Below are 13,165 nucleotides of genomic sequence, written 5' to 3' on the forward strand. Positions count from 1 at the left end.
ACAGAGAGGACTCTCGTGAACGCGTTCGTCCTGAACCAGCACGGCCGCATGGTGTTCCCCTCGAACATCATGCCCGAGCTCGACTTCTCCACCATGGAGACGCTCGAACAGCTCGACAGCGTCATCCGCCGGGACTTCGAGACCAAGGCGCCGAGCGGCACCGAGATCCTGGAGCGGGTCGGCACCGGCGGCTACAGCACCCGCTACGACCTGATGCGCGACATGGCCCTGAACCTGTTCTGGGCCAACCGCTTCTCGATCACCATGTACGACAAGCGGCCGACCCGCTGGGCCGACCTCCCGCGGACGCGGTCCGACGTCTTCCTGCCCGTCCTGGAGCCCTGGGAGGACGGCGAGGCCAAGGTCAGCGGCGTCCAGGAGGCCTATCCGCAGCTGCCGTCGAAGTGGAACGAGGGCTGCGAGGACCGCATCTTCGACATCCTGTTCGACGTCTTCGCCAACCGACGCCACCACGCGTCCACGCTGCCGGCGGTCAAGCCCACGGTCGCGGAGTTCCTGGAGCAGCCGGGCAACCTCACCTTCCGGCTGCCGCACTACGACCCGGACTTCCCGGTCTACGACTACACCGACATCCTCGACGTCTCCGAGGACGTCCCCGAGCTGGAGGCGCTGCACCGCTGGGCGATGGTGCTGCACAACCAGTACCCGTGGGAGCGGTCGCAGGTGGAGCTGGCCTCGGTCGACCAGCTCCAGGACGAGGACTGGGTGGTCGCCTTCCACCCGCGGGACAAGGAGGTGCGCGCCTTCCTGCGCCGGCTGCGCGCCGGCACCGCGCCCCGGCACGTCGCCGGGCCCCGGGAGTCCCGGCCGCCGGTGCGTCCCTACCCCGAGCTCGACGTGCGGCAGCGGTTCTCGGTGCAGCCGCGGATCGAGGCGCTGGCCGCGGTGCACGGCGACCAGGTCTGCAGCAACGACGACCTGATCCGCAACACCGCCTACAACTGGTCGCCGATGAGCGCCGACGAGATCTCCTCCAAGACCGGCATCGAGCAGCGCGAGTACAGCTCGCTGCCGCTGGAGGAGCTGGCCCTGCAGGCCGCCGAGGCGGCGCTGGACAAGGCGGGCCGGCAGCCGGAGGAGATCGGCGGCGTCCTGGTCTGCACCTGCACCAGCTCCCGGCTGATCCCGTCGCTGGCCACCTACCTGTGCGGGCAGCTCGGGATGCACCAGGTGTACGCGGCCTACGACATCATCGCCGCCTGCGCCGGCATGCCCTACGGCGTCGCCGACGCCGTCCGGATGCTGCAGGAGGTCGAGCGGCCGGTCCTCGTCGTCTGCGTCGAGAAGTTCTCCGACAAGATCGGCAACGTCCGCACCTCGCGGATGATCTTCGGCGACGGGGCGGCGGCGCTGGTGGTGGGCCCGGCACCCGAGGGCACCGACGGCGACATCGACTACATGAAGACCTACGCCAGCGGCCCGGCCAGCGAGGTCAACTCGATCCTCTGGCCGAACCCCGAGTTCGACAACAACATCACCGTGTTCGGCCCGCAGGTGAAGGCGCTGGCCGGCCGCTACCTCTCGCAGATGATCGACGAGCTGGGGCAGCTGCCGGCGCCCGACGGCCGGGACGGGTCGCTGATGGACGCCATCGACCTGATCGTGCCGCACCAGGCGAACAAGACGATGGTGATCGGGCTGGCCGAGCGCGCCGGGCTGACCGCCGACCAGCTCTACTTCAACATCGAGCAGGTCGGCAACACCTCGTCGGCCAGCATCCCGCTGGCCATCCACGACGCGGTGCGCGACGGCGTGATCACCGGGCCCATGCGGGTCTTCGCGCCCGGGTTCGGCGCGGGCGCCGTGGCCGGGTACGCGGTGATGCGGGTCGACCCGGCGGTGGTCGCCGTCCAGGGGTCGTCCGCGCCGCACGAGCACGGCGAGATGCCCGCCCCGGCGCCGGCCGACCAGGCGCAGTCCGAGTCGGCCTCGGAGGGCATGCGGGAGGCCTTTACCTGAGCACCCGCACGGTCCGCGGCGCGGACGGGACGCGGCTGCGCGCCTGGTGCAACGACGGGGACGGCGTCCCGGTGCTGCTCTGCAACGGGCTCGGGGCGCCGACCGCGGCCTGGCCGCGGATCACCGCCCGGGACAGCGGGTTCCGGGTGGTCTCCTGGGCCCACCGCGGCCTGGCCGGCTCCGAGCGGCCGGCCGACCGGAGCCGGGTGCGCGTCGAGGACCACGCGGACGACGCCCGCGCGGTCCTCGACGCCTACGACATGCCGTCGGCGACGGTCATCGGCTGGTCGCTGGGGGTCAACGTGGCCTTCGAGCTGGCGCTCGAGCAGTCCTCCCGCGTCCGGTCGCTGCTCGCCGTCGCCGGCGTGCCCGGCGGCAGCTTCTCCGCGATGTTCGCGCCTCTCGGCGTGCCGCGGCGGCTCCGGACCCCCGCGGGGCGGCTGAGCAGCCGGCTGCTGCCGGTCGTCGGCCCGCTGCTGCCGGTCCTCCTGGCCAGCCTGCCGCCGTGGCACGACCTGCTGACGGCGGAGGGGGTCCGCGGCCCGGCGCGGGAGGCCGCCCACCCGGCCGCGCTCTACGCGGTGCTGCACGAGTTCTCCCGCCACGACTGGCGCTGGTACCGGCACCTGGCCCTGGCCGTGGCGGAGCACGCACCGCTGGACGTCGCGCCGGTGCGCTGCCCGGTCGCCTTCGTGGCCGGCCGGTACGACACGCTCGTCGACCCGGCCGACGTCCGTGCGGCGGCACGGACGGTGCCGGACGCCCGGCTGCGCACGCTCGCCGGCACCCACTTCGTGCCCCTGCAGTACCCGGAGGTGATGGTGGACGAGCTGCGGTCGCTCGTCGCCCGGGAGCCCGGCCGCCCCTAGCGCCTGCCCTCGCCCGGGGCCGTTGCGCCCGGCCGGGGCGAAGGGCATGCGGTGGGCCACGGCCTCGGGGACTCCGCGGCGGGGGACGACGACCCAGCCGGCGTGCCGCCGGCCCGGCGCGTGGCAGGCCGCGGACGGGGAAACGCTCCGCCCGGGGCGGCTCAGCCGGACGCGGCCTGCCGGAGCCGTGCGGCCCGCCGGATGAGGTGGTCGCGTTCGGCCGGGTTCGACGCGGCCCGCGCCGCCGCGGCGTAGAGGTCGGCCGCGTCCGCGAGCCGTCCGGCCTTCTCGTGGAGGTACGCCGAGGCCGCGGTGTGGCGAGGGAGGCCCGGGTCGACCTCGGCCAGGGCGGCCAGCCCCGCCGGGGCACCGTCGGCCTCCCCGACCGCCACGGCGCGGTTCAACCGGGCCACGGCGGAGCCGGTGCGGGCGACGAGCTCGTCGTACCACTCCACGATCTGCACCCAGTCGGTCTCCTCGAACCGTCGCGCGTCGGCGTGCAGTGCGGCGATCGCCGCCTGGGCCTGGTACTCACCGAGCCGGTCCCGGGCGAGCGCGGCCTGCAGGACCTGCACCCCCTCGGCGATCAGCGCGGTGTCCCACCGGGACCGGTCCTGCTCGGCGAGCGGGACCAGCCGGCCGGCGGGGCCGGTGCGCGCGGCGCGGCGCGCGTGGTGCAGCAGCATGAGCGCGAGCAGGCCGGCGACCTCGGGGTCGTCGACCGCCGCCGCGAGCTGCCGGGTCACCCGGATCGCCTCGGTGGCGAGATCGACCTCGCCGGAGTGACCCTCGTTGTAGATCAGGTACAGCACGCGCAGCACCGTCGCGAGATCGCCCGGCTGGTCCAGCGACACCTCCGCGATGCGCCGCTTGGCCCGGCTGATCCGCTGGCCCATCGTCGACTCCGGCACGAGGTGGGCCTCGGCGATCTGCCGGGTGGTGAGCCCGCCGACGGCCCGCAGCGTGAGCGCCACCGCCGAACCGGGCGGCAACGACGGGTGCGCGCACAGGAAGTACAGCCGCAGGGTGTCGTCGACCTCGGGCACCGGTCCCTGCGGGGGCTCCAGGTCGACGGCGACCTCGCGACCGTGGCGGGCGTGCTCGGACCGGCGCAGGTCCAGGTACCTGCGCCACGACACCGTGACCAGCCAGCCCTTGGCGTCGCGCGGTGGATCCGCCGGCCACGTCTCGATGGCCTTGACCAGTGCCTCCTGGACGGCGTCCTCGGCCGACGCGAAGTCCGCTCCACGCCGGACGAGGACGCCGATCACCTCCGGGATCAGCGCCCGCAGCCGCGACTCCTCCACGCCGGTGTTCCCGTCGGTGCCCGGGTGCCGCCGTCCGGTCAGTCGGTGACGGTGGGCGGGGCGCCGAGGAAGGGGCGGACCTCCAGCCACTCGTGGATCGGCTTCCCGCCGGCTCCGGGTGCGGCCGACAGCTCCCCGGCCAGCTCGACGGCGCGCTCCCAGGAGTCGACGTCGATGACCATCCAGCCGGCGACCAGGTCCTTGGTCTCGGCGAACGGACCGTCGACGACCGGCGGCCGCCCCTCGCCGTCGTACCGGACGAACGCACCGTCGGGCGCCAGCGCCTGTCCGTCGACGTACTCGCCGGACTCCTCGAGCTTCGTCGCGAAGTCCTGCATGTACGCCACGTGGGCGTCGATCTCCTCCGGTGCCCAGCGGTCCATCGGCACGTCGTTGACCGGTGCGGGCGCGCCCCGGTAGTGCTTGAGCAGCAGGTACTTGGCCATGGGATCTCCCTCGCTCGGGGCGACCCGTCTCGGCCGCCTCACACCAGGGACGGAGCCGACGGGGCCGTTTCGACACGGCCGGACGCCGGGCCGCCCGGAGCGGCCCGACGGGCGGCCTCGCTGCGTCCCCAGGAGCGCCTGCCGGGCGGGTGGTCGACGTGCGCCGCCGGGGCGCGACGTGCTAAGCCCGGGCGGGGACGCGGTCCCGGACGTAGGAGCCGGGCGCCGGCTCCAGCACCGGGTGGGCCGAGCTGCCCAGCGTCTCCGGTGCGGGCACCTCGTCGCCGGAGCGCTCGATGGTCCAGTCCGCCCAGGGCTCCCACCAGGTGCCGGTGTGTTCCTGGGCCTTCGCGCGCCAGGCGTGCGGATCCGGCCCGGGCTCACCGTCGGTCCAGTACCGGGACTTGGGGTTGCCCGGGGGGTTGACCAGGCTCTGGATGTGGCCGCTGTAGCTGAGCACGAAGGTGCTCGGTCCCGAGAGCAGCTGGGTGGTCCGGTAGCAGCCGTCCCACGGGGTGATGTGGTCGGTGAGCGCACCGGTGACGAACGTGGGGACGGTGATCCGGCTCAGGTGGACCGGCGTGCCCAGGACCCGCAGCGCACCAGGCTTGACCAGCGCGTTCTGGCCGAAGATGTCGAGGAACTGCTCGTGCAGCCGGGCGGGCAGGTTCGTCCCGTCCGCGTTCCAGGCGAGGATGTCGAACGCGGGCGGGTCCTCGCCCATGAGCCACTGGCTCACGAGGTAGTTGAAGATCAGGTCGTCCGGGCGCATCCAGGTGAACATCGACCCCATCTGGCGGGAGGTGATGACGCCCCGCCGGGCCGAGTTGCGCCGGGCGACATCCAGCATCCGAGGACCGGAGAAGGCACCGAGCGGGGCCCGGTTGGAGAAGTCGAGCAGGGTCACGGCGTAGCCGGCGGCGTGCACCCGGTCGTCGCCGTTCGCGGCCAGGTGGTTGAGCGCGGTGGTCATCACCTGGCCGCCGGCGCACAGACCCAGGGTGGTGGCGTCGGCGGAGCCGGTGACCTCCCGCGCGACGTCGACGGCGGTGACGACGCCCTGCGCGTACTCGTCCAGGCCCCACTCGGCCTGGTCCCGGGTCGGGTTGCGCCAGCTGACCATGAACACCTGCAGGCCCCGGCTGACCGCGTACTCGACGAGGCTGCGGCCCGGTCGCAGGTCGAGGAAGTAGAAACGCCCGATGGGCGGCGGCACGATCACCAGGGGCCGTTGCCGCACGCGCGGCGTCGACGGGGTGTACTGGATGACCTCGATGACCTCGTCCCGGTGGACGACCGCCCCCGGGGTGATGCCGAGGTCCTCGCCCACGGTGAAGGCGCTGCGGTCCACCTGGCGGGGCAGCCCACCGTTGCGCACGAGGTCGTGGAGCGCGTTGCGGAACCCACGGAGCACGCTGGCCCCGGCGGTGTCGAACGCCCGCTTGAGCGCTGCCGGGTTGCCCAGCAGGGTGTTCGTGGGCGCCGCGGCGCTGGTGAGCGCGTTGAGCACGAACCGCACCTGCTCGACCTCGCGCCAGTCGGCGCCACCGGCCTCGAAGTCGGCGACCAGGCGGTCCAGTGCCGCCGCCGCCGCGACGTAGGACTGGGCGAGCCGGCGGTAGCCGGGATGCGACGACCAGGCCGGGTCGGCGAACCGCTTGTCCTTCGGCGAGGGCGCGATCTCGTCGGTGCCCCGGAGGATGCGCAGGCCCTCCTGGCCGAGCCGGACGGTCTCCCGTGCCATCGGCCCGGGCCGGGTGAAGGTCGCCACGAGGCCCTGGATCATGCCCCGCGGGGACGGGAGGCCGACGTCCTCGCCGCCCTCCACCGGAGGCGACGTGCTGGCGTCCTCCGGCGCGAGCCGGTCCTCGGCCGCGGGGCGCGGCCGGCCGGATGAGCGCGGGCGGGGCGGGGTCGTCGGCTGGGTCGTCACGCTGCCTCCGTTGTGAGCTCGGTCACACCTCCTCCGACCGTAGCCCCCGATCCGGGGTCCCGGGTAGTTCCACGGGCGCGTGCCCGGGGCCACGGGACACCTCACCCGAGGCGGCCGGCCCGGCATGCTGGGCGCCAGCGAGCGCCCGGTCCGACCGCACCCCAGGGAGGCTGCGATGACCCCCGTGCCGGAGACGCCCCCCGAACGGTCCGCCCGTTCCGCGCCCCCGGTCGCCGGGCCGTCCGACCTGCACGTGGTGGTGGGCGCCGGCGGAGCGGTGGGCCGGCTGGTCGTCGCCCACCTGCACGCGGCGGGGGTCAGCGTGCGTGCGGTGACCCGGGACGGTCGCGACGTCGGCACGCCGGGCGTGGAGTCGGCGGCAGCGGACGCGGCGGACGTCGCGGCCCTGACCGCTGCCTGCCGGGGAGCGGTCACCGTCTACCACTGCGTGATGCCGGCCTTCCTGCGCTGGACCGAGCAGTTCCCCGTGGTGACCGACGCCCTGGTCGACGCCGCGGCCGCGGCGGGGGCACGGCTGGTCTTCGCCGACGACACCTGGATGTACGGCCGGGTCTCGGGCCCGATGACCGAGGACACCCCGTGGCGACCGGTGAGCAGCAGCGGCGTCCTGCGGGCCTGGCTCGCCGAGCGGCTGCTGCACGCGGCCGCGAGCGGGCGCCTGCAGGTGAGCATCGCCCGGGCGGGCGAGCTCTACGGGCCCGGTGTGCGGTCCCTCATCGCCGGCAACGTGTTCGGCTCCGCGCTGCGCGGCCGGCCGGTGCACTGGATCGGCGACCCCGACCTCCCGCTGACCCCCACCCTCGTGGACGACTTCGCGCGGACCGTGGCCGTCCTCGGCCTGCAGGACACGGCGGACGCCGCGGTCTGGCACGTGCCCCACCCCGGCCGGACGACCGGCCGGCAGCTGGCGGCCGAGGCCTGCCGGCAGGCGGGCACCCGCCTGCGGCTGCTGCGGTACGGGCACCGGCAGGTGCGCGCGGTCGGCTGGTTCGTCCCGCTCGTCCGCGAGGGAGCCGAGCTGGTCTACCAGTTCGAGCAGCCGTTCGAGGTCGACGGCAGCCGCGCGCAGAGCGCCTTCGGGCTGACCCCGACGCCGTACGAGGAGGGCGTGCGGCGCACCCTCGCTGCGCTGCGTGCCCCGGACCGACCGCAGCGGTCCCTCGCGTGGGCGCGGACGCGTCGGTAGCGTCGGTGGGGTGACCGTCCTGCGGGAGCTGGACGCACCGACGGGTCTGCGACCCGGTGACCACGTCTGCTGGACGGTCGCCGGCACCGCGGACTTCTCGCCGCCGTCCTGCCCTTCCTCGACGAGGGACGACGGCTCGGGGAGCAGCTGCTGGTCATCGGGTCGTCACGAGCAGAGCTGCGGCGCACCCCGGCGCCGCTGCCGGGCAGGGACGAGCTGCTGGCCAGCGGGCAGCTGCAGGTGCACAGCACCGCCGGGGTGTGCGCCTCCGGCGGGCAGCTCTCCTCGACCGAGCAGGTGGCGGCGTACCGGAGCCTGGTCGGGGAGGCCCTGGAGCGTGGCCGCACCGGCCTCAGGATCGCCGCGGACGTTCCGCCGCTGGCCCGCTCCGGGCCCGGCGCGCGGTGGCAGCTGCACGTCCACGAGCAGCTGGCCGACGCCATGATGGGCACCGTCGCGATGACCGCGCTGTGCCTCGACGACTCGGCACCGGAGGCGGACGTCCTCGCCCCGGTCACCCTCCTGCACCCCGGCCAGCACTCCGGCGAGGAGGAGCCCCTCGCCCACCTGTCCGGGCGGGGCCCGTCGCTGTCGCTGCACGACGAGGTCGACGGCACCCAGGCCGACGGCCTGTCCCGTGCACTCGTCGACGTCGCCCGCGGCACTCCCGGGGAGGTCGTGCTCGACCTCTCCGACCTCCGGTTCCTGGACGTCGCCGGCGCCCGCGCCCTGGCCCGGGCCGCCGACGTGCTGCGCGGATCGGGCGTGCGGCTGCGGCTGGTGCGGGTCCCGCGGGTGGCCGTCCGCTGCCTGAAACCGTTCGGCCTGAGCGGTGGGGACACGGTGCCGGCGTGAGGAACACCCGCCCGACCGGCGACTGGGACGGGGCGAGCCTCGCCCACGAGGGCTTCGCGTTCAGCACCGACCAGGAGCTCGTCGACCGGGTGGTCCCGTTCGCGGTGGAGGGGCTGTCCCGCGGGGAGCCGGTGCTCGTCGTCGCCGGCGAGCGGGTCCGGACGCTGCTCGCGCAGGAGCTGGGCCCGGACGTGGATCGGCTGGCGACGTTCACCGCCGCGGAGACCTGGTGGCGGGGCGGGCACCGCACCCTGCACGCCTACGACCGGGACCTCCGTGCCCTGCAGGCCGTGGCGCCCACCTGGCGGCTCGCCGCCGAGCCGACCTGGCTGGCCCGCGACGACGGACGGGAGTGGAGCCGCTTCGAGGCCGTCGCCAACCGCTGCTACGCCTCCCTGCCGTACTACAGCCTGTGCCTGCACGACCGGCGCCGGCTGCCGGCGTCGGTCCTCGACGCGGTGGCGCGCACGCACCCGCTGACCTGGGGTGGCTCCGCACCGGTCCCGGAGCCGGCGTACGAGGACCCGGAGCGGTTCCTCCGGTCGGTGCACCCGGCCTGGGCCTCACGGCCGGCCCGGGCCGCGGTCGCGGCGCCGACGACGCCACGGGAGGCGCGCCGCGCCGTGTCGGCAGCCGCGCTCGGCTGGTGGCCGGCGCGCGCCGGCGAGGTCGTCCAGGCCGCCCACGAGCTGGTGGTCAACGCGCTGCGCGTGGCGGCCTCCGCCGAGGTGTCGTCCTGGACCGACGGGGACACCCTCGTCGTCGAGGTCGCCGACGCCGGACCCGGCCTGCCCGACGAGACCCTCGGTTACGTCCCGCCTCCCGACGGACCCGACGGCGCCCGGGGGATGTGGCTGGCGTGGAGCCTGGCCGACGACGCAGCGGTCGACTCCCACCCCGCGGGCACCGCCATCCGGCTGTTCTTCCACCGCTGAGCGCAGCAGCAGGTCGGCCGTTCCGGCCCGCTGGTGCGGCGCGGACAGGCGGCGGCCGAGGGTCAGACGAGGAGGCGGCGGCCGGAACGGGAGTCGGCGGCCTCGGCGGCGCGCAGGATCCGGCGGGCCGGGCGGTAGCGGCCCTCGCGCAGGCTGCGCGCCTTCTCCGGAGCGACCCGGGCCAGCTCGGCGTTGGTGGCGAGGTGGTGCGCGTTGTCGGCGAGCATGACCAGGCGGCCGAGCGGGTGGGCGGCCGACCGGCGGATCAGGCCGGCGATGTAGGGCTCGCCGGGGCGCCGGGTGACCGCGTCGACCGCCTCGACGACGACCTCCGGGACGCCGAGGGCGCGGAGCCGGTCGAGGTCGTAGCGGCGGGTGGGGTCGGGGTGGTCGCGGGTGGCCTCGACGACGTCCCGGAGGGCGCCGGCCATCTCTGCGTCCGGGCCGTGGCGGCGCAGGGCCTCGGCGACCGGCCGCAGCCGGGCGAGGTAGTGGTCCCGGCCCCGCTCGTCGACCTGGCCCTCGTGTGCGTGCAGGGCGAGCAGGTGCGCGTCGGGAACGGTGAACCCCACGCTCCCGAGGCTAGGCGGTGGGCGGGCCGCCGGCCGGGACCCCGGGCGGGGCGCTCAGGACGCCGTCAGCGACCGAGCGCAGTGCAGCAGCGCGGGCACGTGGCCCAGCAGCCGCTCGCGGTCGGTGAGGAAGGTGACCGTCGAGATGCTCACCGCGCGCAGCGGGTGGCCGAGGGGCTCGGGCACCACCGCAGCCAGGCAGCGGATGTGCTCCTCGTTCTCCTCGTCGTCGACCGCGTACCCGCGCTCCCGGATCAGGCGCAGCTCGTCGCGGAGGGCCCCGGGGTCGGTGAGGGTCCCGGGCGTCCGGCGCGGCAGGCCCGCGGCCAGGACCGCTGCCACCTGGTCGTCGGGCAGGTGTGCCAGCAGCGCCTTGCCCATGCCCGTGCAGTGCAGCGGGGCCGTCGCCCCCACCAGCGACCGCATGACGAACTGGTCGTGGCCGTCGAGCTTGTGGGTGTAGACGACGTGGTCCTCGACGAGGACGCCGGCGTGCACGGTGTGCCCCACCGCGTTCCGGAGCCTGGTGAGGGAGTGCTCCACGGAGGTGCCGGGCGACGCCATCGCGGCGAAGGCGTGCGCCTGCGGCCCGAGGGAGTAGCGCCCGCCCTCGTGGGCGCGGACCCAGGCCAGCGCACGCAGCCCGGCGAGGACCCGGTGCGCCGTCGGCTTGGAGATGCCGCAGCGGCCGGCCAGCTCGGCCAGCCGCACCGCGCCGCCGTCCTCGGCGAGGACCTGCAGGACGACGAGTGCCTTGGCGGTGCTGCCCGGGGCCGGAGCGCCGGCCGTCGTCGCGGGTTCGGGAGCTGTCGACTCGGGCATCTCGCTCCTGTCTGCCGGGCGCGCCGCCGGTGCTTGACGGCCCGGTGTGACGCTGCTTACGCTCGTCCCCGCGTCTGGAACACCGTTCCGTATTCCGGAACGTAGCGCTGCTCGCATGGGCCGTCAACGCCGACTCCGGCAGGCGTCGACCGGCACGCCACGTGGCGAGCGCTCGACGACCGACCGCTCCCAGGGGGGACAGTGGGCAGCTCGGCACCCGGCGCCGGCCGGTTGGCCGCTCTGGAGCGGGCCCGCCTCGTACCGGTCGTGGTCCTGGACGACGCGGCCGACGCCGGGCCGCTGGCCGACGCGCTCGTGGCCGGCGGGCTGCCGGTCGCCGAGGTCACCTTCCGCACCCCGGCCGCGGCCGATGCGATCCGGGCGATGGCCGACCGGGGGGACCTGCTGGTCGGTGCCGGCACCGTCCTGACCCCGGCCCAGGTCGACCAGGCCGTCGCCGCGGGGGCCGGGTACGTCGTCTCCCCGGGCCTGAGCCGGGCCGTGGTGGAACGGTGCGCCGAGCGCCGCGTGCTCGCGCTGCCCGGCGCCGTCACGGCGACCGAGGTGCAGGCGGCCCTGGAGCTCGGCCTCACCGCGGTGAAGTTCTTCCCGGCCGGGACGTCGGGCGGCGCGCGGGCCATCGCCGCGCTGGCGGCGCCCTTCGCCGGCGTGCGGTTCGTCCCGACGGGCGGGATCGGGCCGGCGGACCTGGCGGACTACCTGGGGCTCGACGCGGTCGTCGCGGTCGGCGGCTCCTGGATGGTGCCCCGCGACCGGATCAGGTCGGGGGACTTCCAGACCGTGCGCCGGCTGACCGCCGAGGCGGTGGCCCGGGTGCGGCCGGACCCCGGCCGGGCGGCCGGCGCTCGACGAGGAGAGGGGAGAGCATGACGGACAGGGCACCGCTCCCGCCGGTCCGGACCACCCGGCAGGTGCCGAGGTGGTCGGAGCTGCGCGAGGTCGTGCAGTTCAGGAAGCCACGACTGGGCCGGCGGGCGCGACGGCTGGAGAACGCGCTCTCGGTCCGCGACCTGCGCGAGGCGGCCCGCCGCACGACTCCCCGGGCGGTCTTCGACTACGTCGACGGCGCGGCCGAGGAGGAGATCACGGCGGCGCGGAACTCCGCCGCCTACCGCCGGGTCACCTTCCACCCGGACGCGCTGCGGTCGGTGGCCGACCCCGACACCGGTGTCGAGCTCCTGGGCCGGCGCATCGCCATGCCCCTGGTGTTCGCCCCCACCGGCTACACGCGGATGATGCACCACCACGGCGAGGCCGCCGTCGCCGCCGTGGCGCAGCACGTCGGCGTGCCGTACGCGCTGTCGACGGTGGGCTCCACCTCGATCGAGGACGTGCGGGCCGCAGCTCCCGACGGCGACCTGTGGTTCCAGCTGTACTACACCGCCGACCCCGAGGTGAACGAGGACCTGCTGGCGCGCGCCGAGGCGGCCGGCTACTCCACGATCCTGCTCACCGTCGACACCACGGTCTCCGGGATGCGGCTGCGCGACGTCGTCAACGGCCTCACGATCCCGCCGACGCTGACCGCGCGCACCGTGCTCAACATGTCGAGGTTCCCGGTGTGGTGGTTCAACAAGCTGACCACCGGCGGGATGACGTTCGCCTCGCTCTCGGGTGTTCCGGGCAACCCGAGCCCGGCCGAGGTCGCCAGCATGATGTTCGACCCCGGTCTGGACCTGACCTCGCTGGACCGGCTGCGGAAGCGGTGGCGCGGCGACCTGGTCGTCAAGGGCGTCACCACCCCCGCCTCGGCCCGCGAGGTCATGGAGCACGGGGCCGACGGCGTGGTGGTCTCCAACCACGGCGGGCGCCAGCTCGACCGCTCGGCGGCGACGCTCGACGTGCTGCCCTCGATCCGGTCGGCCGTCGGGCAGCAGGCCACGGTGCTCATCGACGGCGGCGTCCTGCACGGCCAGGACGTCGTGGCCGCCCGGGCCCTGGGGGCGGACGCGGTCATGATCGGCCGCGCCTACCTGTACGGGCTCATGGCCGGCGGCCAGGACGGCGTGCTGCGCGCCTACGAGATCCTCGCCGAGGAGTACCAGCGGTCGATGCAGCTGCTGGGTGTGCGACGCAGCGAGGACCTCTCCGACCGGCACGTCGCCTTCACGGCGCACGCGTCGGGCGACTACCCGAACGTCTCGGTCTGACCGGGCCGACCGGTGGTCCCGCCGGTCGGCCGGGACCCCGCGCCACCCCGTACCGCCCCACCCGACAG

Annotated in this window: 12 protein-coding genes; 7 read left to right on the forward strand and 5 right to left on the reverse strand. The window is 75.1% G+C overall.

From position 1 onward, the window contains the following. The first annotated feature begins 15 nt into the window (after positions 1 to 15). Both BUB17_RS03500 and BUB17_RS03505 read left to right on the forward strand, forming a co-directional pair. Positions 16 to 1,980 carry a 3-oxoacyl-ACP synthase III family protein gene (locus BUB17_RS03500; RefSeq protein WP_072913351.1) on the forward strand — a complete coding sequence of 655 codons (1,965 nt, stop codon included), beginning with the start codon at positions 16 to 18 and terminating at the stop codon, positions 1,978 to 1,980. A gap of 71 nt (positions 1,981 to 2,051) precedes the next feature. Further along, positions 2,052 to 2,849, forward strand: a complete 798-nt coding sequence (locus BUB17_RS03505) for an alpha/beta fold hydrolase (RefSeq protein WP_244276869.1) — start codon at positions 2,052 to 2,054, stop codon at positions 2,847 to 2,849. 161 nt (positions 2,850 to 3,010) lie between these two features. On the opposite strand, the gene BUB17_RS03510 is transcribed toward BUB17_RS03505, so the two are convergent. The 3 genes from BUB17_RS03510 to BUB17_RS03520 form a co-directional block, all read right to left on the reverse strand. Then, the gene (locus BUB17_RS03510; protein ID WP_072913354.1) at positions 3,011 to 4,156 is read right to left on the reverse strand and encodes an RNA polymerase sigma factor; all 1,146 of its coding nucleotides are present in this window, start codon (positions 4,154 to 4,156) and stop codon (positions 3,011 to 3,013) included. 38 nt (positions 4,157 to 4,194) lie between these two features. Further along, positions 4,195 to 4,602 carry a YciI family protein gene (locus tag BUB17_RS03515; RefSeq protein WP_072913357.1) on the reverse strand — a complete coding sequence of 136 codons (408 nt, stop codon included), beginning with the start codon at positions 4,600 to 4,602 and terminating at the stop codon, positions 4,195 to 4,197. A gap of 181 nt (positions 4,603 to 4,783) precedes the next feature. Continuing rightward, positions 4,784 to 6,535 carry a PHA/PHB synthase family protein gene (locus BUB17_RS03520; protein WP_072913360.1) on the reverse strand — a complete coding sequence of 584 codons (1,752 nt, stop codon included), beginning with the start codon at positions 6,533 to 6,535 and terminating at the stop codon, positions 4,784 to 4,786. 175 nt (positions 6,536 to 6,710) lie between these two features. Here BUB17_RS03520 and BUB17_RS03525 point away from each other — a divergent pair, with 175 nt between their 5' ends. The 3 genes from BUB17_RS03525 (at position 6,711) to BUB17_RS03535 (ending at position 9,532) form a co-directional block, all read left to right on the forward strand. Beyond that, positions 6,711 to 7,742: an NAD-dependent epimerase/dehydratase family protein gene (locus tag BUB17_RS03525; protein ID WP_175561259.1), complete on the forward strand. Its 1,032-nt coding sequence runs from the start codon at positions 6,711 to 6,713 to the stop codon at positions 7,740 to 7,742. 150 nt (positions 7,743 to 7,892) lie between these two features. Beyond that, the gene (locus BUB17_RS03530; protein WP_244276891.1) at positions 7,893 to 8,597 is read left to right on the forward strand and encodes an MEDS domain-containing protein; all 705 of its coding nucleotides are present in this window, start codon (positions 7,893 to 7,895) and stop codon (positions 8,595 to 8,597) included. Beyond that, positions 8,594 to 9,532: a sensor histidine kinase gene (locus BUB17_RS03535; RefSeq protein ID WP_072913363.1), complete on the forward strand. Its 939-nt coding sequence runs from the start codon at positions 8,594 to 8,596 to the stop codon at positions 9,530 to 9,532. Before BUB17_RS03530 ends, BUB17_RS03535 begins: the two co-directional genes overlap by 4 nt. A 62-nt stretch (positions 9,533 to 9,594) precedes the next feature. Here BUB17_RS03535 and BUB17_RS03540 read toward each other — a convergent pair whose 3' ends face one another. Together BUB17_RS03540 and BUB17_RS03545 are read right to left on the reverse strand one after the other, a co-directional pair. Next, the gene (locus tag BUB17_RS03540) at positions 9,595 to 10,104 is read right to left on the reverse strand and encodes a phosphohydrolase (protein WP_072913367.1); all 510 of its coding nucleotides are present in this window, start codon (positions 10,102 to 10,104) and stop codon (positions 9,595 to 9,597) included. A gap of 54 nt (positions 10,105 to 10,158) precedes the next feature. Beyond that, positions 10,159 to 10,926, reverse strand: a complete 768-nt coding sequence (locus BUB17_RS03545) for an IclR family transcriptional regulator (RefSeq protein ID WP_175561260.1) — start codon at positions 10,924 to 10,926, stop codon at positions 10,159 to 10,161. Between the two features lie 201 nt (positions 10,927 to 11,127). On the opposite strand from BUB17_RS03545, the gene eda reads away from it, so the two are divergent. Both eda and BUB17_RS03555 read left to right on the forward strand, forming a co-directional pair. Next, positions 11,128 to 11,817, forward strand: coding sequence for a bifunctional 4-hydroxy-2-oxoglutarate aldolase/2-dehydro-3-deoxy-phosphogluconate aldolase (gene eda / locus BUB17_RS03550; RefSeq protein WP_072913370.1), 690 nt, complete (start codon positions 11,128 to 11,130; stop codon positions 11,815 to 11,817). Continuing rightward, on the forward strand, positions 11,814 to 13,097 hold the full coding sequence (locus BUB17_RS03555) for an alpha-hydroxy acid oxidase (protein ID WP_072913373.1): 1,284 nt from the start codon (positions 11,814 to 11,816) through the stop codon (positions 13,095 to 13,097). The genes eda and BUB17_RS03555 overlap by 4 nt, the downstream gene beginning before the upstream one ends. The last annotated feature ends 68 nt before the right edge of the window (positions 13,098 to 13,165 follow it).

The sequence above is a fragment of the Geodermatophilus obscurus genome, from assembly GCF_900143215.1.
Taxonomy (GTDB): domain Bacteria; phylum Actinomycetota; class Actinomycetes; order Mycobacteriales; family Geodermatophilaceae; genus Geodermatophilus; species Geodermatophilus obscurus_A.

What these genes read in the sequence shown, in the direction of transcription:
- BUB17_RS03515 (WP_072913357.1), bottom strand. Translation starts at nt 4,602, where the DNA reads ATGGCCAAGTACCTGCTGCTCAAGCACTACCGGGGCGCGCCCGCACCG.
- BUB17_RS03525 (WP_175561259.1), top strand. Translation starts at nt 6,711, where the DNA reads ATGACCCCCGTGCCGGAGACGCCCCCCGAACGGTCCGCCCGTTCCGCG.
- BUB17_RS03545 (WP_175561260.1), bottom strand. Translation starts at nt 10,926, where the DNA reads ATGCCCGAGTCGACAGCTCCCGAACCCGCGACGACGGCCGGCGCTCCG.
- BUB17_RS03555 (WP_072913373.1), top strand. Translation starts at nt 11,814, where the DNA reads ATGACGGACAGGGCACCGCTCCCGCCGGTCCGGACCACCCGGCAGGTG.